This window comes from Streptomyces sp. NBC_01591 (genome assembly GCF_035918155.1).
In the GTDB taxonomy this organism is placed as follows: Bacteria; Actinomycetota; Actinomycetes; order Streptomycetales; family Streptomycetaceae; genus Streptomyces.
Genome location: NZ_CP109327.1, coordinates 7,015,065 through 7,036,494, shown reverse-complemented (window position 1 = coordinate 7,036,494; position 21,430 = coordinate 7,015,065). Strand labels below are relative to the sequence as shown.

Here is a 21,430-nt window from a genome sequence, read left to right as displayed (position 1 = left end):
AATGAGATCACCCCACATCCGAACCCTGAGGCGTTCAGATGTGGGGTGATCTGCGGTTTTACGGAATGCAAGCCTTTCACCTGTGTGGATATCGCTTCCACATTAGGCATCCTTTTCCCTGTTCAGGTAGTTGTAGACGGTGAAGCGGCTGACCCCCAGCGCGCCCGCCACCGTCTCCACGCCGTGCCGTACCGAGAAGGCACCACGTGCCTCCAGGGTCCGCACCACCGACTGCTTGGTCCTGCGGTCCAGCTCGGCGAGCGGCATGCCGTGCCGGCGCTCCATGGCGGCCAGGATGTGATCGAGCGACTCCGAGAGCTGGGGCAGCCGGACGGCTATGACGTCCTCACCCTCCCAGGCCAGCACGACATCGTCGGGCTGGGCCTGCTCGGGCCCGAGCAGCTCGGCGCCCATGGCGTCGACGAGCGGCTTGACCGCGGTGACGAGCGGGTGGTCCGCCGGTTCGGTCACTTGGAGTCCTCCCCGATCACATTCACCTGGAGGGACACCCGGGTGGCACCCGATGCCAGAGCCTGGCGCAGCAGTGAGTCCACCGCGGTGAGCACCTCGTCCGCGCCGCCCTCCGCCGTATTGCCGAAGGGGCCGACGTCCACGGCGTCCAGGTCGGCCGACTGGATGACCTCGCGGGCCACGACCGCGTGGGCGGGCGCCTCGTCGAGATCGAAGGGCTCGGTGGTGAACTCCACTCTCAAGCGCACTGTGCCTCCCTCATGCGTTCGCCACGTCGCTGTGAAGCCCGCGGCTCGGGCCCGACCCTAACGGACGCGAGCCGGGGCCGTGGGGCGATGGATCCGCCCTCAGTGCCCGGCCGGGCGCGCGCCCGGGTACGGCAGTACGCAGACGGCGACCGGGGCGGTGAACGCCTCACCGGTACGGGTCAGACCGCCGTCACGGGCGTCGACCCGGAAGACCGTCACCGTGCTCGACCTCTGGTTGGCCGCGAAGAGCAGCTTCCCGTCGGGCGAGAAGGCGATCTGCCGGGGGAAGTCGCCGCCTACGGGCACGGTGCCGAGCAGTCGCAGCACGGCCCCGTCGTCCTCGACGGCGTAGCGCGTCAGGCTGTTGTGCCCCCGGTTGGCGAGGTAGGCGAACCGGCCGTCGCCGGTGACCAGGAACTGCGCCGGATAGCTGGTGCCCGTACCGGTCCCGGTGGACTGCGGGGCGCCCGGGGACAGGGTTCCGGTGGCCAGGTCATAGCCGCAGACGACCGCGGTGTTGTCGACCTCGCAGGCCAGGTAGGCGAAGCGGCCGCCGGGGTGAAAGGTGATGTGCCGGGGTCCGGCGCCGGGGCGCAGCGCCGCGTAGGAGACCCGGCCGAGCGTGCCGCGCTTCTCGTCCAGCCGGTACGTGTACACGGTGTCGTTGCCGAGGTCCACGGCGAGGACGTGGTTGCCGTCGGGGGTGGTGATGATCTGGTGGGCGTGCGGCCCATCCTGGCCGGGGCCGGGCGGCGGCGTGGTGTGGGCGACCAGGTCCGTACGCTCCCCCAGCGATCCGTCGCCCCTGATGGGGTGCACCGCGACGCTGCCCGAGGTGTAGTTCGCGGTGAGCAGCCACCTTCCCGTGGGATGGACGGACAGGTGGGTGGGCCCGGCCCCGCCCGTGCCGCGCGTTCCGAGCACCCGATGGGTGCCGTCCGGTGCCAGGGCCACGGCCGTCACGCCGCCGGCATCCTGCTCGTCGACCGCGTAGACGGTGGTGCCCGAAGGGTGCATGGCCAGGTACGAGGGGTTGGCCACGCCCGTGATCACGGGCCCGGCGACGATCGCCCCGGTGGCGGAGTCGTAGCTCGCCGTCCCGATTCCCGTGCCGCCGCCCTCGGCCGAGGTGTACGTACCGAGCAGCAGCCGCCGGGGGGTGCGCGGGCGCGGACCGACCGCGGATTGGGGGTCCGGCGTGGCCCCCGGGAAACCGGGCGGCATGGGAGCCATCGACAGGGCCGCACCGGCGAACAGCGCTCCGAGGACGGTTCGCCGGCTGGTGGCGTGGTTCATGCGGGGCACCTCGTACGGGGTCGGCGGCATCGGACGCACCAGCAACCCTGGCGCGCCCCGGGCCCCATCGGCAACCGGCGCAATTGGGGGCTCACCTTGCGCAACCCGCACGAAGGCACCTGGGGCCTCTCGTTTGGATCACGCCGGGCTCGCGTGCCCCGGTGCCTGATCCGGCCTGATCCAGACGAAGACCCGAGGGCCTCCCGCCCGAATTCCGGGCACCCCCTTGACAGCTTCCACCGCTCCGGGCAATCTTCCGTTGAGTAGAAACCAACTTCCGCAATACGGAAGGAGTGCCGAAATCCTCATGGGCTACCCGGACCAGCGCTTCGATGTGAACCTTTCGATCCTCTTCACAGAACTCCCGCTCCTGGAGCGTCCCGCGGCCGCCGCCGCGGCCGGCTTCACGGCGGTCGAGCTGTGGTGGCCCTGGATCGAGACCCCCACTCCGCCGCAGGCCGAGCTCGACGCCCTCAAAAAGGCGCTCGACGACGCGGGCACGCAGTTGGTGGGACTGAACTTCTACGCCGGACAGCTGCCCGGCCCCGACCGCGGCGCGCTCTCCGTGCCCGGCACGGAGTCGGACCGCTTCCGCGCCAATATCGACGTGGCGGCCGGCTTCGCCGCCTCGGTCGGCTGCAAGGCGCTCAACGCGCTGTACGGCAACCGCGTCGACGGCGTGGACCCGGCCGTACAGGACGAACTCGCCCTGGAGAGTCTGGTGGTCGCCGCCCGTGCGGCCGACCGGATCGGGGCGGTACTCCTGATCGAGACGCTCAACAAGCCGGAATCGCCGCGCTACCCCCTGGCGAGCGCACCGGCCGGGATCGAGATCGTCGACAAGGTCAACGCGGCGACCGGACTCGGGAACGCGAAGTTCCTGCTGGACCTGTACCACCTGTCGATGAACGGCGAGGACCTCGGTCAGGTCATCACGGCGTACGCCGCGAAGACCGGCCACGTCCAGATCGCCGACAACCCGGGGCGCGGCGCGCCCGGCACCGGCTCGCTCCCGCTGGAGCATCTCCTCGACGAGCTGACGAAGGCCGGTTACGACGGCTGGGTCGGCCTGGAGTACAAGCCGGGCGAGCGGCCGAGCGCCGAGGCCTTCGAGTGGCTCCCGGCCACCGCGCGGGCCGCCCGCCGAGGGCGGCGAACTCCCCCTCGTACACACGCTTATCGGAAGGCACCCTCATGAGCAACAACCTCCCCAAGGTTGCGTGGATCGGACTCGGCATCATGGGCTCCCCCATGTCCGAGAACCTGGTCAAGGCCGGGTACGACGTCACCGGTCACACCCTGGAGCAGGCGAAGATCGACCGGCTGGTCGCGGCCGGCGGCACCGGCGCGGGCTCGATCGCCGAGGCGGTCCGGGACGCCGATGTCGTCATCACGATGGTGCCCGCCTCCCCGCAGGTCGAGGCCATCGCCTACGGCCCCGACGGCATCCTGGAGAACGCGAAGCGCGGCGCGCTGCTGATCGACATGTCGTCGATCACCCCTCAGACCTCCCTGGACCTCGCGAAGAACGCGAAGGACAAGGGCATCCGGGTGCTCGACGCCCCTGTCTCCGGCGGCGAGGCCGGCGCCATCGAGGCGGTGCTGTCGATCATGGTCGGCGGCGAGCAGTCCGACTTCGACGGGGCCCGGCCGATCCTCCGGGCGCTCGGCAAGACCATCGTGCTGTGCGGTCCGCACGGCTCCGGCCAGACGGTGAAGGCCGCGAACCAGCTGATCGTCGCGGTCAACATTCAGGCGTGTGCCGAGGCCGTCGTCTTCCTGGAGAAGTCCGGCGTCGACCTCGCCGCCGCACTGGACGTGCTCAACGGCGGACTGGCCGGCTCGACCGTCCTGACCCGCAAGAAGGACAACTTCCTCAAGCGGGACTTCGCGCCGGGCTTCCGGATCGACCTGCACCACAAGGACATGGGCATCGTCACGGACGCCGCCCGCAATGTCGGTGCCGCGCTGCCCGTCGGCGCCGTGGTCGCCCAGCTCGTCGCGTCGCTGCGCGCACAGGGCGACGGCGGCCTGGACCACTCGGCACTGCTGCGCTCGGTGGAGCGCCTGTCGGGTCAGCCCGTCCAGGCCTGACCGGCCCGGCACCCCAGAGACTTCCGGACGGCGTCGGCGCTGACACCTGTCCTGTCGCGCCCAGGCGTCGACGCCGTCCGGAACACCAGCCACCACATTCAACAAACTGTTGACGTCGGGTTCGGGGCGTACCTACGCTCCTGGAGCCCCGAGCCGTCGCAGTTCAGCAGCTCCCGTACGGAAGGTCGCCCCGACACCATGACGCAGCGTGTGCTTACGACCGAGTCAGGCGCCCCGGTCGCCGACAACCAGAACTCCGACACCGCCGGTGCCGGTGGCCCGATCCTCCTCCAGGACCAGCACCTGCTGGAGAAGCTGGCCCGCTTCAACCGGGAGCGCATTCCGGAGCGCGTGGTCCACGCCCGTGGCTCCGGCGCGTACGGCTACTTCGAAGTGACCGACGACATCACCGCCTTCACCCGGGCCGACTTCCTCTCCGGGGTCGGAAAGCGCACCGAAACGTTCATCCGCTTCTCGACCGTCGCCGACTCGCTGGGCGGCGCGGACGCGGTGCGCGACCCGCGCGGCTTCGCCCTCAAGTTCTATACGGACGAGGGCAATTACGACCTGGTCGGCAACAACACCCCGGTGTTCTTCATCAAGGACCCGATCAAGTTCCCCGACTTCATCCACTCGCAGAAGCGCGACCCGTTCACGGGCCGTCAGGAGCCGGACAACGTCTGGGACTTCTGGGCCCACGCCCCCGAGGCGACGCACCAGGTCACCTGGCTGATGGGTGACCGCGGCATCCCCGCCTCGTACCGTCACATGAACGGCTACGGCTCGCACACGTACCAGTGGACGAACGCCGAGGGCGAGGCCTTCTTCGTCAAGTACCACTTCAAGACGAACCAGGGCGTGCGGTCCCTCTCCAGCGAGCAGGCCGCCGAACTCGCGGGCAAGGACGGCAGCTCGCACCAGACGGACCTGCTGCAGGCCATCGAGCGCGGGGTGAACCCGTCCTGGACGCTGTACGTGCAGGTCATGCCGGCCGCCGAGGCCGCGGACTACCGCTTCAACCCGTTCGACCTGACCAAGGTGTGGCCGCACAGCGACTACCCGCTTCAGCGGGTGGGCCGGCTGGTCCTGGACCGCAACCCGGACAATGTCTTCGCCGAGGTCGAGCAGGCCGCGTTCTCCCCGAACAACTTCGTGCCCGGCATCGGTCCTTCGCCGGACAAGATGCTCCAGGGCCGGCTGTTCGCCTACGCGGACGCGCACCGCTACCGGCTGGGCGTCAACCACACCCAGATCCCGGTGAACGCGCCGCGCACCGCGGTCGTCGACAACTACGGCCGTGACGGGCTGCACGCCACCCGCAACGGTGCGCGCCACGACAAGAACTACGAGCCCAACTCGTACGCGGGCCCCGCCCAGACCGGCGCGGCGCTCTCCGCCCCGCTCGCGATCCACGGCTGGACCGGCACCCACGCGGCGCCCGCCCACACCAAGGACGACGACTTCTTCCAGGCGGGTGAGCTGTACCGGCTCATGTCCGAGGACGAGAAGGGGCGTCTGGTCGCCAACATCGCCGGGGGTCTTTCCCAGGTGAGCCGCGACGACGTGATCGAGCAGAACCTCGCCCACTTCCACGCCGCCGACGCCGACTACGGCAGGCGCGTGGAGGAGGCGGTCCGCGCCCTGCGCGAGGACTGAGCCTCCCACCGAGCCCTGCTCGCGCCGCGAATCCGGATGAGGATGTCATGCGGCGCGGGCAGGACGAGGCCGCGGCGGTCGTGCGACGCCAGTGCGGTGGTGAGGACCGGGTCTGCCTCCTCGTCCTCCGACCTGAAGAGGACGAGCTCTCCCGGCCCGATCGCCGCCGCCGCGGCCCCTGTTGTGTTGTGTTTCCCGTGCCAGGGCGCGGAGTACGGATACGGCCCCGTGCTCCGCGCCCTTCTTCGTGTGTACGCCGGGAGCCCGCCCCGGAACGACCGTGGCCCCCGCCCCCGGGAGTCGGGGACGGGGGCCATGGGCCGTCGGCGGATCGTCAGGACGTCGCGAGCGGGCGGATCGCGGTCGGCGCGTGGGCCGGCTCCGTCGCGATGTCCTCGAACTCGTTGACGGACGCGATGTCCGTACCGCTCATCGCGATGTTCGTCACGCGCTCCAGGATCGCCTCGACCACCACCGGCACCCGGAAATCCGCGGCCAGCTTCTTGGCCTCCTCGAAGGCCGGCAGCAGCTGGTCCGGCTCGGTGACGCGGATCGCCTTGCAGCCCAGACCCTCGACGACCTTCACGTGGTCGACGCCGTACACGCCGAGATCCGGCGAGTTGAGGTTCTCGAACTCCAGGTTGACCTGGAAGTCGATGTCGAAGTTGCGCTGTGCCTGGCGGATCAGCCCCAGGTAGGAGTTGTTCACCAGGACGTGGACGTAAGGGATGCGGTGCTGCGCGCCGACGGCCAGCTCCTCCAGCATGAACTGGAAGTCGTAGTCGCCGGAGAGCGCGACGACGGAGCCGTCCGGGTCGGCCGTGGCGACGCCCAGCGCGGCCGGGATGGTCCAGCCGAGCGGGCCCGCCTGGCCGCAGTTGATCCAGTGGCGCGGCCGGTAGACGTGCAGCATCTGCGCGCCGGCGATCTGCGAGAGGCCGATCGTGGTGACGTACCGGGTCTCGGGGCCGAACGCCCGGTTCATCTCCTCGTACACCCGCTGCGGCTTCAGCGGCACGTTGTCGAAGTGCGTACGGCGCTGCAGCGCGGCCCGGCGCTCCTGGGTGGACGCGGCCCACTGCGAGCGGTCCTTGAGCTTGCCGGCCGCCTTCAGTCCGCGCGCCACCTCGACGAACAGTTCCAGCGCGGCCTTGGCGTCGGAGGCGATGCCGAGGTCGGGGGCGAAGATCTTGCCGAGCTGGGTGGGCTCGATGTCCACGTGGACGAACGTGCGGCCCTGTGTGTAGACGTCCAGCTTGCCGGTGTGGCGGTTGGCCCAGCGGTTGCCGATGCCGAGGACGAAGTCGGACTCCAGGAAGTTCGCGTTGCCGTAGCGGTGCGAGGTCTGCAGGCCGACCATGCCCGCGTTCAGCTCGTGGTCGTCGGCGATGATGCCCCAGCCCATCAGGGTCGGAACGACCGGCACCCCCGTCAACTCAGCGAATTCGACGAGGAGTTCGGATGCGTCGGCGTTGATGATGCCGCCGCCCGCGACGAGCAGCGGACGCTCGGAGGCGTTCAGCATCTCCACGGCCCGCTCGATCTGCCTGCGGGTCGCGGCGGGCTTGTGCACCGGCAGCGGCTCGTACAGATCGGGGTCGAACTCGATCTCGGTGAGCTGGACGTCGATGGGCAGATCGATGAGGACCGGGCCGGGACGGCCGCTGCGCATCAGATGGAAGGCCCGCTGGAAGACGCCGGGAACCTGGCCGGCTTCGAGAACGGTCGTCGCGGCCTTGGTGACGGGCGCCGCGATCGAGGCGATGTCGACCGCCTGGAAGTCCTCCTTGTGGAGCACGGCGGTCGGGGCCTGGCCGGTGATGCAGAGGATCGGGATGGAGTCGGCGATGGCGGAGTAGAGACCGGTGATCATGTCGGTGCCGGCCGGCCCCGACGTACCGATGCAGACGCCGATGTTGCCCGGGCGCGCCCGGGTGCAGCCCTCCGCCATGTGGGAGGCGCCCTCGACGTGACGGGCGAGCGTGTGATGAACCCCGCCGGAGGCCTTGAGGGCCGCGTAGAAGGGGTTGATCGCCGCGCCCGGCACACCGAACGCGTTGCTGACGCCTTCGCGCTTGAGGATCTCAACTGCCGCTCGGGCAGCGGTCATTCGAGGCATTGAGTGCTCCTGCTCGGACCTGGTGGATTCGGGCTCTGTCGCGCCACCTGAGAGCGCCAATTCCGCATTACGGAAACTTGATTCTGTTATACGGAATTCAATCTAGAGCGAGCCCCGGCGACCGTCAAGAGACGGCGCACCGAGCCATCACTTACGCGCGCCGGTTCACGAAGTACGCCAAGTCCCTCCCCCAGGACCTCTCGCTTGGTGGACCATGGGGGTTTGGAGCGGAGCCGGAGGGCGGTCATGGTGGAGTCGGTGCCGGTACGCTGCCCGGCCTGCCGCCGCGACCACGCGTACAGCCCGCCGGCCTACCCCTGCCCGTGCGGCGCGCCGACGACCCCGCCCGTGCTGTCCGGCGCCCCGGTCGTGCCGGTCACCCGCCGCACCTGGAACGACGACTGGGTGACGGTGCGCTGCCCCGCCTGCGGGCGCCAGGACCAGTGGCCGCAGCCGGAGCTGTGCTGCCCGTGCGGGACGGTGCTGCGCGTCCCGGTCCGGCCGGTGGCGGCGCCCGGCGGCGATCCCGGGTCCGAGGACGGGTCCCGGCCCGTCGGGCCCTCGCACATCCCGTTGCCGCGCACGGCCCCGGCGCCCCGGCCCGCGTTCCGGGCCGTCGCCATCCACAGCGCGGGCGACGCGCTCGCGACCGCGGCCCGGTATCTGAGGTGGCTGGGCTACCGCGATGTCGTGCAGCCGTCGGAGCCCTCCCCCGCACGGATCGACCTGCGGGCCACCGGGCTGATGGCCCAGGCCGACACGGCGACCCGCCCGACCACCCTGCGCGACGTCGAGTGCCTCTGGCTGAACGCGCTGAGCGCATCGGTCACCAGCGTCTTCTTCTCGCTCTCGGGGTACGCGCCGGACGCCGCGGCACGCGCGGAGGGCCTGGGCATGCCGCTCTTCGTGATGGACCCGGCGGGAATGCCGCAACCGGTCAACAGCCCGGCCGACGAGCTGCTCAGCACCGGGGCCTGAGCCGCGTCCGGGGCGACATACTGGCCGTATGCACATCCGTACCGCCCGCCGCGTCGACCTTCCGCTGCTTCAGGACATCGAGCGCGCCGCCGGCGAACCGTTCCGCACGCTCGGTATGTCCGCCGTCGCGGACGACGATCCGCCGCCGCTCGGCCTGCTGGACGACTACCGCCGGGCCGGCCGCGCCTGGGTGGCCGCGGACTCCGACGACCGCCCGGTCGGCTATCTGATCGCCGACCCGGTCGACGGGGCGGCCCACATCGAGCAGGTCTCCGTGCACCCGTCAGCCGCACACCGCGGACTGGGCAGCACGCTCATCGACCACCTCGCCGGATGGGCGGGCGAGCGCGGCCTGGACGCGCTCACGCTCACGACCTTCTCCCACGTCCCCTGGAACGCGCCGTACTACGCCCGCCTGGGCTTCCGCGCCCTGGCCGACGCCGAACTCACCGACGGGCTGCGGAAGATCAGGGCGCAGGAGGCCGAACACGGCCTGGACCACTGGCCGAGGGTCTGCATGCGGCGCGAAATCCCGCACACCGGACACCTCCGGGAGCTCACCGGAGCCGACCGGCAACAGTGAGTGCGATCGGTCACGTTCAGGCCAGGGGGCCACAAATGTTCGGCTCGCTGTCAGTGGTGGGCCTTAAGGTAGTGCGCATGGCTTTAACTCCACGAAACACACCTGACGACCGGCCGCGCACGACCCGGCCGACGCCCCCGTCCGCCGCCCAGGCGAACGAGGCGATACGGGCGTTCGTGGACGCGCGAGCCGGCCAGGACTGGTCCTCCGTGGAGTCCGCCGCCTACGAGGTACTGCTGATCGAATGGGCTGCCGCGACCCGGGGCGTCACCGGCGACATCATCGAGGCCGCCTGACGACGCCCGGAGCGATCCGGTCCTACCGTCCGTAGCCCTCCCGCAGTTCGATCTTCCGGACCTTCCCGCTGACCGTCATCGGGAAGGCCTCCAGGATCTGCAGCTGCCGCGGGATCTTGTAGTGCGCCAACTGCTCGCGGCAGTAGTCCGTCACCTCGTCCAGGCTCGGCGGATCCACCGGGTCCCTCGGGATGACACAGGCCAGGATCTCCTCGCCGTAGGTGTCGTCCGGTACGCCCACCACCTGCACGTCCGCGATCTTCGGGTGGCCGTAGAGGAATTCCTCTATCTCCCGCGGATACACGTTCTCGCCGCCGCGGATGATCATGTCCTTGATCCGGCCGACGATCTCCACGTAGCCGTCCTCCCGCATCACCGCGAGGTCGCCGGTGTGCATCCAGCGGCCGGCGTCGATGGCTTCCGCGGTCCGCTCGGGCTGCTCCCAGTAGCCGAGCATCACGCTGTAGCCCCGGGTGCGGAGTTCGCCCGCCGCACCGCGCTCCAGCGTCACCCCGGTCACCGGGTCGACGACCTTGACCTCGATGTGCGGCATCACGCGGCCGACGGTGCCGGTGCGGCGCTCCAGGTCGTCGTCGCGGCGGGTCTGGGTGGAGACCGGCGAGGTCTCCGTCATGCCGTAGCAGATGGACACCTCGTCCATGTGCATCTCGGCGACGACCCGCTTCATCACCTCGACCGGGCAGGGTGATCCGGCCATGATGCCGGTGCGCAGCGAGGAGAGGTCGTACGAGGCGAAGTCCGGGAGGTTCAGCTCCGCGATGAACATGGTGGGGACGCCGTAGAGCGAGGTGCAGCGCTCCTGCTGCACCGCGGCGAGCACGGCGGCGGCCTCGAAGGCGGGAGCCGGGATCACGATGCAGGCGCCGTGCGAGGTGATGCCCAGGTTCCCCATGACCATGCCGAAGCAGTGGTAGAAGGGGACGGGCAGGCAGACCCGGTCCTGTTCCGTGTAGGCAATCAACTCCCCCACGAAGTAACCGTTGTTGAGGATGTTGTGGTGGGAGAGAGTAGCGCCCTTGGGGAAGCCGGTGGTGCCGGAGGTGTACTGGATGTTGATCGGGTCGTCGCAGGACAACTCGGCTTCCCGGGCGGCGAGTTGTTCCACCGTCGCGGATCCGGCAGCGGCCAGCAGTTCATCCCAGGACGGGTCGCCGATGTAGTGCACGGCGCGCAGCGCGGGGCAGTTGGCGCGGACCTGGCCGACCAGGGCGCGGTAGTCGCTGGTGCGGTGCGAGAGCGAGGAGACCAGGAGCGAGATCCCGGCCTGCTTCAGCACGTACTCCAGCTCGTGCGCGCGGTACGCCGGGTTGATGTTGACCATGATGGCGCCGATGCGGGCGGTGGCGTACTGCACGAGCACCCACTCCGGGCAGTTGACCGCCCAGATCCCGACCCGGTCCCCCTTGGCCACCCCCGACGCCATCAGGGCACGGGCCAACTCGTCGACCGCCGCACCGAATTCGGTGTAGGTCCAGCGTCGCCCCGACGCGACGTCCACGAGTGCCTCGCGGTCGCCGAACGCCTCGATCGCGCGGTCGAGATTGCGTCCGACGGTGTCGCCGAGCAGCGCCGTGGTGCCGGTGCCGTGCGCGTAGGAGAGCTCGCTCATCGCAGATCACCCTCGTCGTACTCGGTGCCGCCGCCCTGGGCGGTGCGCTCGCGCAGTTCGATGCGGCGGATCTTGCCCGAGACGGTCTTGGGCAGCTCGGCGAACTCCAGCTTGCGGACACGCTTGTACGGGGCGAGGACCGACCGGGAGTGCTCGAACAGCACCTTTGCCGTGTCCGGGCCGGGCTCCCAGCCCTCCGCGAGCACTATGTACGCCTTGGGGACGGAGAGCCGGACCGGGTCGGGGGCGGGGACGACGGCGGCCTCGGCGACCGCCTCGTGCTCCAGCAGGGCACTCTCCAGCTCGAACGGCGAGATCTTGTAGTCGGACGCCTTGAAGACGTCGTCGGCGCGGCCGACATAGGTGATGTAGCCGTCCGCGTCGCGCGAACCGATGTCGCCGGTGCGGTAGTAGCCGCCGGCCATGGCCTCGGCCGTGCGGTCCGGGTCGCCGTGATACCCGGTCATCAGGCCCACCGGGCGGCCGGACAGGTCGAGGGAGATCTCGCCCTCGACCGCGCCGGGCTCGCCGGTGACCGGGTCCAGGAGCTCGACCTTGAAGCCGGGGCTGGGCCGTCCCATCGAGCCGGCCTTCAGCAGCTGGCCCGGGGTGTTGGCGACCTGGACAGCGGTCTCGGTCTGGCCGAAGCCGTCCCGGATCGTGACGCCCCAGGTGCGCCGCACCGTCTCGATGACCTCCGGGTTCAGCGGCTCACCGGCCGCGACGACCTCGCGCGGCGGGGTCTTCAGCTGGGAGAGGTCGGCCTGGATCAGCATCCGCCAGACGGTGGGTGGGGCGCAGAAGCTGGTGACGCCCGAGCGGTCCATCTCGGCCATCAGCCGGCCTGCGTCGAAGCGGGTGTAGTTGAAGATGAAGACGGTCGCCTCGGCGCTCCAGGGCGCGAAGAGATTCGACCAGGCGTGCTTGGCCCAGCCGGGCGAGGAGATGTTGAGGTGCACGTCCCCGGGCTTGAGGCCGATCCAGTACATCGTCGACAAGTGGCCCACGGGGTAGGAGACATGGGTGTGCTCGACGAGCTTGGGGCTGGCGGTCGTACCGGAGGTGAAGTAGAGCATCAGCGGCTCGTCGGCGTCGGTCTCCCGGTCCGCCTCGAAGGTCTCCGGCTGCTCGTCGGCTCCGGCGTACGACAGCCAGCCGGGCACGTCCGCGCCGACGGCGAGCCGGGTGTAGTCGCCGGGCACCTCGTCGAACTTCGCGGTGTCGGTGTCCCGGACCAGGACGTGCCGGACCCGGCCGCGCTCCACCCGGTCGCACAGGTCGACCGGGCCGAGGAGCGGGGTGGCGGGGATGATCACGGCGCGCAGCTTCATCGCGGCGAGGGCCGTCTCCCACAGCTCGACCTGGTTGCCGAGCATGACGAGGATCCGGTCCCCGGCGCGCACGCCCTGGGCTCGCAGCCAGTTCGCGGCCTGGTTGGAGCGGGCGGACATCCGGGCGAAGGACACCTCGGTGCGTCCGCCGTCCTCCTCCACGATGTGCAGGGCGGTGCGGTCGTTGTTCTCGGCGATGGCGTCGAACCAGTCGATTGCCCAGTTGAAATGGTCGGTCCTGGGCCAGCTGAAGCCCTCGTAGGCCGCTCGGTAGTCCTCGCGGTGCTTCAGCAGAAAGTCCCGGGCGGCCCGGAACGTTTCCGTCGCGCTGGTTGCCGACATGTGCCCTCCTCATTGCGGACCGGACCGGTCACTTAACATCATGTAAACAGTGACCCAGGTCTCACCACCCCCGAACGGGGGTGCAGCGAGGGGGTGGCCGAGCCCCCTGGAGCCGGGCAGGGAGGCGTCAGCGTGCCGGAATCCGTCGATGCGGTCGAGATGCAGGCGGCGCTGCTGCGGCTGCGCCGGACCAGTGGGCTGCCCGTGGCCTTCGGTGGGCTGCTCGCCGATGCCCGTCATGCCCGGATCGCCGAGCTGAACGGGGCGCAGACCAGCGTGCTGCGCGGGCTCGTCATCTCGGCGGGCAGCGGGCTCGGCGGCAAGGCGATCGCCCTGTCCCGGCCGTGCGCGGTGACCGACTACCACTCCTCGCGCCACATCAGCCACGAGTACGACCTGGCGGTCGCGGCGGAGGGCCTGCGCTCGGTGGTCGCGGTGCCCGTCGTGGTGCGGCGCAAGGTGCGCGGTGTGCTGTACGGGGCGCTGCGTGAACCGATCACGCTCGGGGACCGCACGTTCGACGCGGCGGTGGCCGCCGCCCGCGATGTGGAGCAGGCCCTGGTCGTACGGGACGAGGTGCAGCAGCTGCTGACGGTGACCCGGGAGCAGGTCACGGACCCGAGGGCTGCCCCGGAGGCGTGGGAGGACGTCCGCGAGGCCCACCGCGAGCTGCGGGCCCTGGTCCCGAAGGTCGTCGACCCGGCGCTGCGCGACGAGCTGCTCGCGGTGTGCGGGCTCCTCGCCTCGGCGGCCGGGGCCCGCACGCCGCGGCGCTGCGGGGTGCAGCTGGCGCCGCGCGAGCTGGACGTGCTGGCCTGCGTGGCGGCGGGGGCGACGAACGCGGTGGCGGCGGAGCGGCTGGGGCTGCGCCCGGAGACGGTGAAGGGCTATCTGCGTTCGGCGATGCGCAAGCTGGGGGCGCACACCCGGCTGGAGGCGGTGGTGGCGGCCCGGCGCGCGGGGCTGCTGCCGTAGGGGCTTTGCTGGTAGTAGGGCGGCTTGGCGTTCTGCGCCTGGAGGCCGACCAGACGCTCCACGGCGTCCTTCGCGGACATCGCGGTGCGACGCAGCAGCAACTGGCGCTCCAGCGTGGCGCGGTTCAGCGCGCGGGGGGAGAGCACGGCGGGTGCGGCGGGGTTCCTCTTGGCGGCCATGGGGTGCACGCTACGCGTCCTTGCGGACAGCTTCGGTCCTCATCGGGGATCGCGCTGCCGATCCGTACGCCCGCCATGCCGCCGCGCCGCAGGACCCTGGATCACGGGACGACCGCCCGCATCATGGGTCGGTGTTCAGTGTCCTGTTCGCCGTCCTCACCGCGCTCAGCAACGGCGCCGCCTCCGTACTGCAGCGCCGTGCCGCCCGCACCGTCCCCGACAGCAAGGCGATGCGCCTGTCGCTGATCGGGTATCTGGTGCGCCAGCGGCTGTGGCTCGCCGGGATCGGCCTGGTGATCGTCGCGGCCGTCTGCCAGGCAGTGGCGCTGGCCACCGGACCGATCGCCGTGGTCCAGCCGATCTTTGTGATCGAGCTGCCCGCCACGCTGCTGATGGCCGCGTTCGTCATGCGTGTCCGGCTGCCCCGGCGGGTCTGGTACGGGGTGGCTGCCGTGACCCTCGGGCTGGCCCTGGGCATGGCTTCCGCGGCCCCCGAGGGCGGCAGTGCGACCGTGCACGGAGCCGCCTGGATCCCCGCCCTGATCCTGACCGGACTCTTCGAGGCCGCACTGATCGGCGCGGCCATGGGCAGCCGCGGCAACACCCGGGGCGCGCTGCTCGGCCTCGCCGCCGCGTGCGGGTACGCCCTGACGGCCGCACTCATGAAGGACGCCATGGCGCAGCTCGAAGGGGGCGGCGGAGCGGTGGCACTGCTGACGTCCTGGCAGCTGTACGCCACCGCGGCGGCCGGGGTGGGCGCCCTGTTCCTCCTCCAGAACGCCCTCCAGGCGGGCACGCTGGTCACCGTCCAGCCGATGCTGACCCTCGGGGACGCGCTGATCAGCGTGGTGTACGGGGTGACGCTGTTCGGCGAGGAACTGCGCACCGGATGGTGGGTGCTGCCCGAACTGCTCGCGCTCGCCCTGATCGCGGCGGGCTGCGTCGAACTGGCCCGCTCCCCGCTGGCGGCCGGAAACCCGGCCCCGCCCGCGCGCAGGCTCAGGTGAGCCGGCCGTGTCCCGCCCCGGAAGGGCGTGATTGGTCTCGATCGGGTCGCGCCGCCCGACCGCTCGGGGCTATTCTCCGGTCGAGCCATGTGTGGCGTACGGGCAAGGGGCCCGGTTCTTTTCTGGGGGTCGGTGTGGTTTCTGGTCGCGTTGTGCGGTTCGACGGAGCTCGGGGATACGGCTTCATCGCACCCGATCACGGGGGTGAGGATGTCTTTCTCCATGTGAACGACATGCTGATCCCCGAGTCGTACGTACACACGGGTACGGCGGTCGAGTTCGAGATCGAGGACGGTGACCGCGGGCTGAAGGCGTCGTCCGTCCGGCTCGCCGAGGGGCCCGACGGGAAGCCGCTGACTCCGCCGAGGCCCGTGACCGTCACCGTTTCCGGAGCGGCCGACGACGACACCCTGTGCGACGTACTGAGCGCGGCCGAGTACACCAGGGACGTGACCGACGTACTGCTGGAGTCCGCGCCGTCGCTGACGGGTGCTCAGATCCTGCAGATCCGGCGCGGCTTGCTGCAGTTCGCCAAGAACCACGGCTGGACCGAGGGCTGACGGCCGTCGCCCTGGAACCGGGCCCTGCGCCCGCGCGGGGCGATCACCGGAACGGTCAGCCGCTCGGCTCCCGCACCACCAGCGGGGTGCCGAGCATCTGATGCCCGCCGGTGGCCAGCATGCGCACCTCACCCTGGTCGCTGATCTCCGCACGCACGATTCCGGTCTCGTCCTCGTAGATCGGGAAACCGCCCGCGCCCGACTGCTCCGTACGCCGGACGGTCACCGTGTCGTCCTCCACCGCGGACGCCTGAAATACCAACTCGTAGATCTCCGGGTAATCCATGACCGCTCTCCGATGCGGACGGGGCAGGGCATGTTCCGCCCGCATCTTCCATCGTCCCTCCGACCGGCCCGCGGCGCCCGAGCAGCGGCCCACGGCTGCGGGCTCATGCCCGGGCCACTTATCCTGAAGCCATACGGGCGGTTCGACGGCACTCGGGCGTATACCGCATGAATGACCCTTTTCCCCGAGTCGTGTGCACGGCATGCACGCCCGGGATCCCCGAAGCCGGGAAGGGACACGCGATGATGGATGCCGACAGGGGAGACGATGTCTACCAGCCCCAGCAGCCGGAGGCCTCGGACCTCACCGAGCAGCTCGATGTCGAGGACACCCTGGACAACCGGGAGCTGACCGACGCCCTCGACGAGGGCTACTCCCCGCCCGAGCGGCCTTGGGCGGTGGAGGACCGGGGCACCACCGCCGCCGAACAGCATGACGGCGAGTCGCTGGACGGCCGCCTGGCCCGCGAACTCCCCGAGTCCCCCGACACCGTCGGCGACGGACTGGGGGATCTGCCCGACGGCGACGGCGAGCTCTGGGACGCGGAGGTCGGTACGCTACGCGCCGGCCGGCTCACCCGCCAGCTGGACATCAACGAGCCGGACACCATGGCGGGCGAGGACGTTGGGATCGACGGGGCCGCGGCATCGGCCGAGGAGGCCGCCATGCATGTGGTGTCGGACAACCAAGGATGAGACGGCGTCCCTTCGCCCCGGCCGGCCACCCTCCGCACGGCCCCGGAACATGACCTCGCCCCCGCCCGGACCATGACCTCGGAGGTAATCGACGCATTCCCCGCCATCGGACATCGTGTTCCTCACCAGCACACGGGAGCCCGGCCCGGACAGGCCCTGGAGCCGGGACGCGAGGAGAGGACAGCACGATGACCGCATACGACGACGCCGTTCAGCGCTACTTCGCAGCCTGGAACGCGACCACCGCCGAGGAGCTGGTGAAGGCCGTCGCGGCCGCCTTCACCGAGAGCGCCACCTACACCGACCCGCTGGCCCATGTGCGCGGCCACGAAGGGCTCGCGACTGCGATCAGCGGCGCCCACCAGCAGTTCCCCGGCTCCGTGTTCCAGCTCACCGGCACGCCGGACGGACACCACGACATCGTGCGCTTCAGCTGGGACCTGGTCTCCACCGCCGACGGCTCGGCGCCCGCCGCCGGGTCGGACGTGATCACCCTCGCCGACGACGGACGCATCGCCTCGGTCAGCGGATTCCTCGACCGGGTGCCCGGCGCCTGAGCGTCCGCCGGGAGGCGGGCCCGGCACCGCACCGCACCGCCGTCAGGCCGGTTCGTCGAGGAACTTCCCGCCCTCCAGGAGGGTCTTGAGCGTCGAGAGGATCGCGACCCAGCCGTCGCTCACGCCCTCCAGCATCCTGCTGTCGGGACTGTCGAACCCGTCATGGGTGATCGTCAGCTTGATGCCCATCTCGGGTTCCTCGGCCGGTTCGATGTCGAAGGCGACCTTGGAGCGCTCCCGGACGGCCCTGTCCCACTCCTCGTCCGAGGCGAAGTCGAACATCTGGCGGTGCATGGGCTGCAGGGTGTGCCAGGTGTACGAGAGCCGCTTGCCGGGTTCCGCCTCCAGGACCCGCTGGCCGACCTCCTCGAACTCGCCGTCCGGATCCATCTTCCAGCGGACCGGCGCACCGGCCTCCCAGGTCGATTCGGGGCCGTAACCGCCCATGTAGATCTTGATGGATTCGGGGTCGGTCAGCGCCTGATAGAGCTTCTCGGCGGTGGTCTGGATGTAGATGGGGTAGACGAACTCGGGCTTGTCCATGCCCGTTCCTTCCAGGGTCTGGTCGGGTGCCCGGCCCGGTCGGGTGCCCGCGAGGCGCCCCTCCACCATAGGCAACCACATGGTTGCCTGCCGTGCCGAACGGCGCCGGTCCGGCCCCCGGGCCCGGACCGGCCCTACGGGGTGTCGGCGAGGTCCCGGCCGGCCGGTGACCGTGACGCCCGCGACTGCGCCGGGAGTGCCGCGAGTCCGGGGGCCGGCTCCAGCGGACGATCGGTGAAGAAGCGGGCCGCGAGGTCCGCGACGTCGTCCGGACGCTCCAGCACGACCCAGTGGTCGGACTCCCCGATCGTGACGAACCTGCTGCCCTCGATCGAGGCGGCGAACGCGCGCTGACGCTCGGGCGAGGTCACCGTGTCGTGCTGGCCCGCGAAGACCAGGGCCGGTACGCCGGCCAGTCCGCCGGAGAAGTCCGGCCGGTGGCCCAGTGCCCGGTGCAGCGACTGCGCGGCGTGCGGGGAGCGGGTGAGGGCGTGCAGGAACGAACGCCTCACATAGCGCCGCGCCAACTCACCGCGGTGGACCCTGCGTTCGGGGTCCTGACACATCAGCACCCCGGCGGCCAGGCCGGCCAGCCCCTCCAGGTCACCGGTCTCCAGCCGGTCGACGGCGCGACTCCACCGGGCCCGCTGGCCGTCGGTGATGTGGGCGGGCACTCCGCCGAGCATCAGCCGGGCGATCCGGCCGGGGTGCTGTCGCGCGCAGCCGAAGGCGATCGATGTGCCGTAGGAGAACCCGAAGAGATTGGCCCTCGGCACGTTCAGATCGTCGATGATCGCGGCGACGGCGGCACACAGGACGTCGTCGCCCGCACCGGGCGGGAGCGGGTCCGCGTCACCCATGCCGGGCAGGTCGGCGGTGACCACGGAGGCGAGCGGGCCCAGGTGGTCGTCCATCTGCGGCCAGCCGTACATCCCCTGGAGGGCGCCGCCGAGAACGATGACCGGCTCGGTGCGCGGCGAGGGCTGTCTCAGGACCCGGTAGCCGTAGCGCAGCCCGTTCACCGACAGGGTCCGGATGATCTCGTCGGCCATGGTGGTTGCGTGCCTCTTGGTTTCCGGGTCAGGCCCTGGTGAGAACGAGTGCGGCGTTGTGTCCGCCGAAACCGAGCGAGGTCTTGACGGCCGCGTCGAACGTTCCCGGCCGGGCCTCCTTGCTCACCACTTCGATGGGGATCGCCGGGTCGGGGGCGTCGAGATTCACGGTGGGCGGTACGAGCCGGTGCTGCAGCGCCAGCACGGTCAGTGCGGTCTCGATGCCGCCGGCGGCACCCAGGGTGTGTCCGGTCATCGCCTTCGTCGAGGTGACCAGGGGGTGCTCGCCGAGGACCCGGCGCAGCATCGTCGCCTCGATGAGGTCATTGGAGACGGTCGAGGTGCCGTGGGCGTTGACATGGCCGATGTCCCGGGCCCCGACTCCGGCGTCCGCGAGCGCGAAGCGCAGCGCCCGCTCGATGCCCAGGCCCTCGGGGTCCGGGGCGACGGCGGAGTAGGCATCGCTGGAGGCGCCGTATCCCGCGATGTGCGCGCGGACGGCAGCGCCGCGGGCCCGGGCGTGCTCCGGCCGTTCCAGTACGAGAAGTCCGGCGCCCTCGCCGACGACGAAGCCGTCGCGGTGGGTGTCGAACGGGCGGCAGGCCGCCTCGGGGTCGTCGCGCCGGGTGGAGACGGCCTTGAGCCGGCAGGCGCTGGCGATCAGCAGTCGGGAGCAGACCGATTCGGCGCCGCCCGCGATGACGATGTCGCAGGCCCCGGTGCGGAGCATCTGGTGGGCGGTGCCGATGGCGACGGTGCCGGAGGAGCAGGCGGTGGAGACAGCCTGGCTCGGGCCGAGCGCACCGAGGTCGGTGGCGACGCTGCTGGCCGCGCCGTTGACGACGGTGAGCGGGGCGAGTTTCGGGGAGACGCGGCGTGCGCCGCGTTCGGTGAGCAGGGTGTGCTGCTCGTCGTAGAACGGCAGTCCGCCGTGCGCGGAGCCGATGACGACGGCGACCCGTCCGGCGTCCCAGACCGAGGGGTCGAGACCGGCGTCGGCGACGGCCTCGCGGGCCGCGATGACGGCCAGCTGCGAGAAGCGGTCCATCAGCCGCGCGGTCGCCACCCCGAGCAGCGCCCGCGGGTCGAGGCCGGTGATGGTGTACATGAAGTCGCAGGGCAGGCCGTGGAGTTCGGGCCGGTGCGGGACGGACGGCGCGGTCGACGCCTCGGAGACCGTGCGCCAGGTCGCTTCGGCCCCGGTTCCCGCGGCGGTCACCATGCCGATCCCGGTGACGGCGGCGGCGAACGGCTCGGGGTGGTACGGGCGGCCCGTCACGCGGCGGCCTTGCGGTGCACCACGTCGACGAGTCGACCGACGGTGTCCCGCGAGGTCAGCTGGACATCGTCCAGATCGACGCCCATCCGGTCCTCGATGAGCAGCCGCAGTTCCTCCAACGCCAGTGAGTCGAGGCGGAGGTGACGGAGCGACACCTCGGGCCGGATGGCGAGGGGATCGGTGCCGAAGTTCGCCACCAGCAAGGTGTTGATCTCTTCTGCCGTGCTCATGCGGCGCTCCTGCGCTCTCGTACGCGGTGACGCCGTGCCGCGTGAGGTGTGAGTGCCATCGGGAGACGCCGGCTGGTCCGGAGGAACCATTTATACGCCTTCGCGAAGGTAGATCCGATCCGCGTTCCCCCGTGCGGTGGGGGGCCGTCCAGGTGTACGAATTCAATGGTTCATGGCGAACAACGGGCCTCCCGCCGCCCGAACCCGGCCCGTACACTCCGCGATCATGACGATCGATACGACTCATGCCGACGGGCCCGCACTCTTCCCGACGATGTCCACCATGCGCGCGATGCGCCGCCTGAAGCCGGAACCGGTGCCGGACGAGACGCTGGAGCAGCTCATACAGGCGGCCGTCTGGGGTCCCAGCGGCGGCAACATGCAGTGTTACGAGTACGTCGTGGTGACCGACCGCGAGGTGATGGCGCGCCTGGCGCCGCTGTGGAAGCGGTGCGTGGACGCCTATCTGGCGACGACCGGGAAGTACGCACCGAAAGGCATGGACGACGCGGCGTACGGCCGGATGGTCGCCGCGATCGAGTACCAGCGCGATCACTTCGCCGACACACCGGCGCTGATCGTGCCCTGCTACCGGTTTCCGGAGCCGCGCCTGGACGAGGAAGGGCTGCTGGCCTCCGCACAGGCGCTGGGCCCGGCCGCGACCGAGCACATGATGAACACCCAGACGCGTTTCCAGGCGCTCGCCGAGGGCTCCTGCGTCTACCCGGGTGTGCAGAACGTCCTGCTCGCCGCGCGGGCCCTGGGACTCGCGGCGAACATCACCATCTGGCATCTGATGCTGGAACAGGAGTGGAAGGAAGCCCTCGGCATCCCCGAGGACATGCACACCTACGCCGCCATTCCGGTCGGATGGCCGCAGGGCAACTTCGGCCCGGTACGGCGCCGCCCGGTGACGGACGTCATCCACCGCGACCGCTGGCAGGGCGGCCCCACCCCCGGCCCTGCCCGGTGACAGCCCCGTCCGTTCACCGGGCAGACCTCCGGATTCCACATCAACTCCAT

23 protein-coding genes and 1 pseudogene are annotated in these 21,430 nt (G+C 70.7%); 12 read left to right on the top strand and 12 right to left on the bottom strand.

Going from position 1 to position 21,430, the window contains the following annotated elements; translation table 11 throughout:
• Positions 1–102 precede the first annotated feature (102 nt).
• The 3 genes from OG978_RS32305 to OG978_RS32295 form a co-directional block, all read right to left on the bottom strand.
• Positions 103–471, bottom strand: a complete 369-nt coding sequence (locus OG978_RS32305) for a helix-turn-helix domain-containing protein (RefSeq protein WP_326768581.1) — start codon at positions 469–471, stop codon at positions 103–105.
• Positions 468–719, bottom strand: coding sequence for a hypothetical protein (locus tag OG978_RS32300; RefSeq protein WP_326768580.1), 252 nt, complete (start codon positions 717–719; stop codon positions 468–470). The genes OG978_RS32305 and OG978_RS32300 overlap by 4 nt, the downstream gene beginning before the upstream one ends.
• A 99-nt stretch (positions 720–818) precedes the next feature.
• Positions 819–2,015: a lactonase family protein gene (locus OG978_RS32295; protein WP_326768579.1), complete on the bottom strand. Its 1,197-nt coding sequence runs from the start codon at positions 2,013–2,015 to the stop codon at positions 819–821.
• Between the two features lie 307 nt (positions 2,016–2,322).
• On the opposite strand from OG978_RS32295, the gene OG978_RS32290 reads away from it, so the two are divergent.
• The 3 genes from OG978_RS32290 to OG978_RS32280 all read left to right on the top strand — a co-directional run bounded on the left by OG978_RS32290 (position 2,323) and on the right by OG978_RS32280 (position 5,765).
• Entirely contained in the window at positions 2,323–3,213 is an 891-nt protein-coding gene (locus OG978_RS32290; protein WP_326768578.1) for a TIM barrel protein, read from the top strand.
• Complete coding sequence (locus OG978_RS32285; protein ID WP_326768577.1) at positions 3,210–4,109, top strand: 2-hydroxy-3-oxopropionate reductase; 900 nt, start codon at positions 3,210–3,212, stop codon at positions 4,107–4,109. The genes OG978_RS32290 and OG978_RS32285 overlap by 4 nt, the downstream gene beginning before the upstream one ends.
• 198 nt (positions 4,110–4,307) lie before the next feature.
• Positions 4,308–5,765: a catalase gene (locus OG978_RS32280; RefSeq protein WP_326768576.1), complete on the top strand. Its 1,458-nt coding sequence runs from the start codon at positions 4,308–4,310 to the stop codon at positions 5,763–5,765.
• Between the two features lie 334 nt (positions 5,766–6,099).
• On the opposite strand, the gene gcl is transcribed toward OG978_RS32280, so the two are convergent.
• A complete protein-coding gene (gene gcl / locus OG978_RS32275; RefSeq protein WP_326768575.1) occupies positions 6,100–7,875 on the bottom strand; it encodes a glyoxylate carboligase in 1,776 nt (591 codons plus the stop codon).
• A 258-nt stretch (positions 7,876–8,133) separates the two neighbouring features.
• Between gcl and OG978_RS32270 the strand changes: the two genes are divergently transcribed.
• The 3 genes from OG978_RS32270 (at position 8,134) to OG978_RS32260 (ending at position 9,741) form a co-directional block, all read left to right on the top strand.
• Positions 8,134–8,862 (top strand): hypothetical protein, encoded by a 729-nt coding sequence (locus OG978_RS32270; protein WP_326770234.1) that lies wholly within the window; start codon positions 8,134–8,136, stop codon positions 8,860–8,862.
• 28 nt (positions 8,863–8,890) lie between these two features.
• Positions 8,891–9,445 (top strand): GNAT family N-acetyltransferase, encoded by a 555-nt coding sequence (locus tag OG978_RS32265; RefSeq protein WP_326768574.1) that lies wholly within the window; start codon positions 8,891–8,893, stop codon positions 9,443–9,445.
• Between the two features lie 77 nt (positions 9,446–9,522).
• Positions 9,523–9,741 carry a hypothetical protein gene (locus OG978_RS32260; RefSeq protein WP_326768573.1) on the top strand — a complete coding sequence of 73 codons (219 nt, stop codon included), beginning with the start codon at positions 9,523–9,525 and terminating at the stop codon, positions 9,739–9,741.
• Positions 9,742–9,763: 22 nt separating this feature from the next.
• On the opposite strand, the gene OG978_RS32255 is transcribed toward OG978_RS32260, so the two are convergent.
• Positions 9,764–11,371: an AMP-binding protein gene (locus OG978_RS32255; RefSeq protein WP_326768572.1), complete on the bottom strand. Its 1,608-nt coding sequence runs from the start codon at positions 11,369–11,371 to the stop codon at positions 9,764–9,766.
• Positions 11,368–13,044, bottom strand: a complete 1,677-nt coding sequence (locus OG978_RS32250) for an AMP-binding protein (protein ID WP_326768571.1) — start codon at positions 13,042–13,044, stop codon at positions 11,368–11,370. Before OG978_RS32250 ends, OG978_RS32255 begins: the two co-directional genes overlap by 4 nt.
• A 132-nt stretch (positions 13,045–13,176) precedes the next feature.
• Between OG978_RS32250 and OG978_RS32245 the strand changes: the two genes are divergently transcribed.
• Positions 13,177–14,019 (top strand): helix-turn-helix transcriptional regulator, encoded by an 843-nt coding sequence (locus OG978_RS32245; RefSeq protein WP_326768570.1) that lies wholly within the window; start codon positions 13,177–13,179, stop codon positions 14,017–14,019.
• Positions 14,020–14,027: 8 nt separating this feature from the next.
• On the opposite strand, the pseudogene OG978_RS32240 reads toward OG978_RS32245, so the two are convergent.
• Positions 14,028–14,198 (bottom strand): annotated as a pseudogene (locus OG978_RS32240) (winged helix DNA-binding domain-containing protein); the annotation flags it as partial.
• Between the two features lie 131 nt (positions 14,199–14,329).
• Between OG978_RS32240 and OG978_RS32235 the strand changes: the two are divergent.
• Positions 14,330–15,205 (top strand): DMT family transporter, encoded by an 876-nt coding sequence (locus OG978_RS32235; protein ID WP_326768569.1) that lies wholly within the window; start codon positions 14,330–14,332, stop codon positions 15,203–15,205.
• A gap of 134 nt (positions 15,206–15,339) precedes the next feature.
• The gene (locus OG978_RS32230; protein WP_326768568.1) at positions 15,340–15,765 is read left to right on the top strand and encodes a cold-shock protein; all 426 of its coding nucleotides are present in this window, start codon (positions 15,340–15,342) and stop codon (positions 15,763–15,765) included.
• Between the two features lie 55 nt (positions 15,766–15,820).
• Here OG978_RS32230 and OG978_RS32225 read toward each other — a convergent pair whose 3' ends face one another.
• Positions 15,821–16,051 carry a DUF6296 family protein gene (locus OG978_RS32225; protein ID WP_326768567.1) on the bottom strand — a complete coding sequence of 77 codons (231 nt, stop codon included), beginning with the start codon at positions 16,049–16,051 and terminating at the stop codon, positions 15,821–15,823.
• 242 nt (positions 16,052–16,293) lie between these two features.
• Here OG978_RS32225 and OG978_RS32220 point away from each other — a divergent pair, with 242 nt between their 5' ends.
• Together OG978_RS32220 and OG978_RS32215 are read left to right on the top strand one after the other, a co-directional pair.
• Positions 16,294–16,746 (top strand): DUF5709 domain-containing protein, encoded by a 453-nt coding sequence (locus OG978_RS32220; RefSeq protein ID WP_326768566.1) that lies wholly within the window; start codon positions 16,294–16,296, stop codon positions 16,744–16,746.
• Between the two features lie 188 nt (positions 16,747–16,934).
• Positions 16,935–17,303: a nuclear transport factor 2 family protein gene (locus OG978_RS32215; RefSeq protein ID WP_326768565.1), complete on the top strand. Its 369-nt coding sequence runs from the start codon at positions 16,935–16,937 to the stop codon at positions 17,301–17,303.
• Positions 17,304–17,345: 42 nt separating this feature from the next.
• On the opposite strand, the gene OG978_RS32210 is transcribed toward OG978_RS32215, so the two are convergent.
• The 4 genes from OG978_RS32210 to OG978_RS32195 all read right to left on the bottom strand — a co-directional run bounded on the left by OG978_RS32210 (position 17,346) and on the right by OG978_RS32195 (position 20,407).
• Positions 17,346–17,846, bottom strand: a complete 501-nt coding sequence (locus OG978_RS32210; protein ID WP_326768564.1) for an SRPBCC domain-containing protein — start codon at positions 17,844–17,846, stop codon at positions 17,346–17,348.
• 134 nt (positions 17,847–17,980) lie between these two features.
• Positions 17,981–18,898 carry an alpha/beta fold hydrolase gene (locus tag OG978_RS32205; RefSeq protein WP_326768563.1) on the bottom strand — a complete coding sequence of 306 codons (918 nt, stop codon included), beginning with the start codon at positions 18,896–18,898 and terminating at the stop codon, positions 17,981–17,983.
• Between the two features lie 28 nt (positions 18,899–18,926).
• Complete coding sequence (locus OG978_RS32200; RefSeq protein WP_326768562.1) at positions 18,927–20,177, bottom strand: beta-ketoacyl-[acyl-carrier-protein] synthase family protein; 1,251 nt, start codon at positions 20,175–20,177, stop codon at positions 18,927–18,929.
• Positions 20,174–20,407, bottom strand: a complete 234-nt coding sequence (locus tag OG978_RS32195) for an acyl carrier protein (RefSeq protein WP_326768561.1) — start codon at positions 20,405–20,407, stop codon at positions 20,174–20,176. The genes OG978_RS32200 and OG978_RS32195 overlap by 4 nt, the downstream gene beginning before the upstream one ends.
• A 226-nt stretch (positions 20,408–20,633) precedes the next feature.
• Here OG978_RS32195 and OG978_RS32190 point away from each other — a divergent pair, with 226 nt between their 5' ends.
• The gene (locus OG978_RS32190; RefSeq protein WP_326768560.1) at positions 20,634–21,380 is read left to right on the top strand and encodes a nitroreductase family protein; all 747 of its coding nucleotides are present in this window, start codon (positions 20,634–20,636) and stop codon (positions 21,378–21,380) included.
• Positions 21,381–21,430: the final 50 nt, after the last annotated feature.

Coding starts and splice junctions, on each gene's coding strand:
- OG978_RS32295 (WP_326768579.1), bottom strand. CDS start 2,015: ATGAACCACGCCACCAGCCGGCGAACCGTCCTCGGAGCGCTGTTCGCC.
- OG978_RS32290 (WP_326768578.1), top strand. CDS start 2,323: ATGGGCTACCCGGACCAGCGCTTCGATGTGAACCTTTCGATCCTCTTC.
- OG978_RS32265 (WP_326768574.1), top strand. CDS start 8,891: ATGCACATCCGTACCGCCCGCCGCGTCGACCTTCCGCTGCTTCAGGAC.
- OG978_RS32260 (WP_326768573.1), top strand. CDS start 9,523: ATGGCTTTAACTCCACGAAACACACCTGACGACCGGCCGCGCACGACC.
- OG978_RS32215 (WP_326768565.1), top strand. CDS start 16,935: ATGACCGCATACGACGACGCCGTTCAGCGCTACTTCGCAGCCTGGAAC.
- OG978_RS32190 (WP_326768560.1), top strand. CDS start 20,634: ATGACGATCGATACGACTCATGCCGACGGGCCCGCACTCTTCCCGACG.
- gcl (WP_326768575.1), bottom strand. CDS start 7,875: ATGACCGCTGCCCGAGCGGCAGTTGAGATCCTCAAGCGCGAAGGCGTC.
- OG978_RS32225 (WP_326768567.1), bottom strand. CDS start 16,051: ATGGATTACCCGGAGATCTACGAGTTGGTATTTCAGGCGTCCGCGGTG.
- OG978_RS32220 (WP_326768566.1), top strand. CDS start 16,294: ATGATGGATGCCGACAGGGGAGACGATGTCTACCAGCCCCAGCAGCCG.
- OG978_RS32205 (WP_326768563.1), bottom strand. CDS start 18,898: ATGGCCGACGAGATCATCCGGACCCTGTCGGTGAACGGGCTGCGCTAC.
- OG978_RS32195 (WP_326768561.1), bottom strand. CDS start 20,407: ATGAGCACGGCAGAAGAGATCAACACCTTGCTGGTGGCGAACTTCGGC.
- OG978_RS32250 (WP_326768571.1), bottom strand. CDS start 13,044: ATGTCGGCAACCAGCGCGACGGAAACGTTCCGGGCCGCCCGGGACTTT.
- OG978_RS32255 (WP_326768572.1), bottom strand. CDS start 11,371: ATGAGCGAGCTCTCCTACGCGCACGGCACCGGCACCACGGCGCTGCTC.
- OG978_RS32285 (WP_326768577.1), top strand. CDS start 3,210: ATGAGCAACAACCTCCCCAAGGTTGCGTGGATCGGACTCGGCATCATG.
- OG978_RS32280 (WP_326768576.1), top strand. CDS start 4,308: ATGACGCAGCGTGTGCTTACGACCGAGTCAGGCGCCCCGGTCGCCGAC.
- OG978_RS32210 (WP_326768564.1), bottom strand. CDS start 17,846: ATGGACAAGCCCGAGTTCGTCTACCCCATCTACATCCAGACCACCGCC.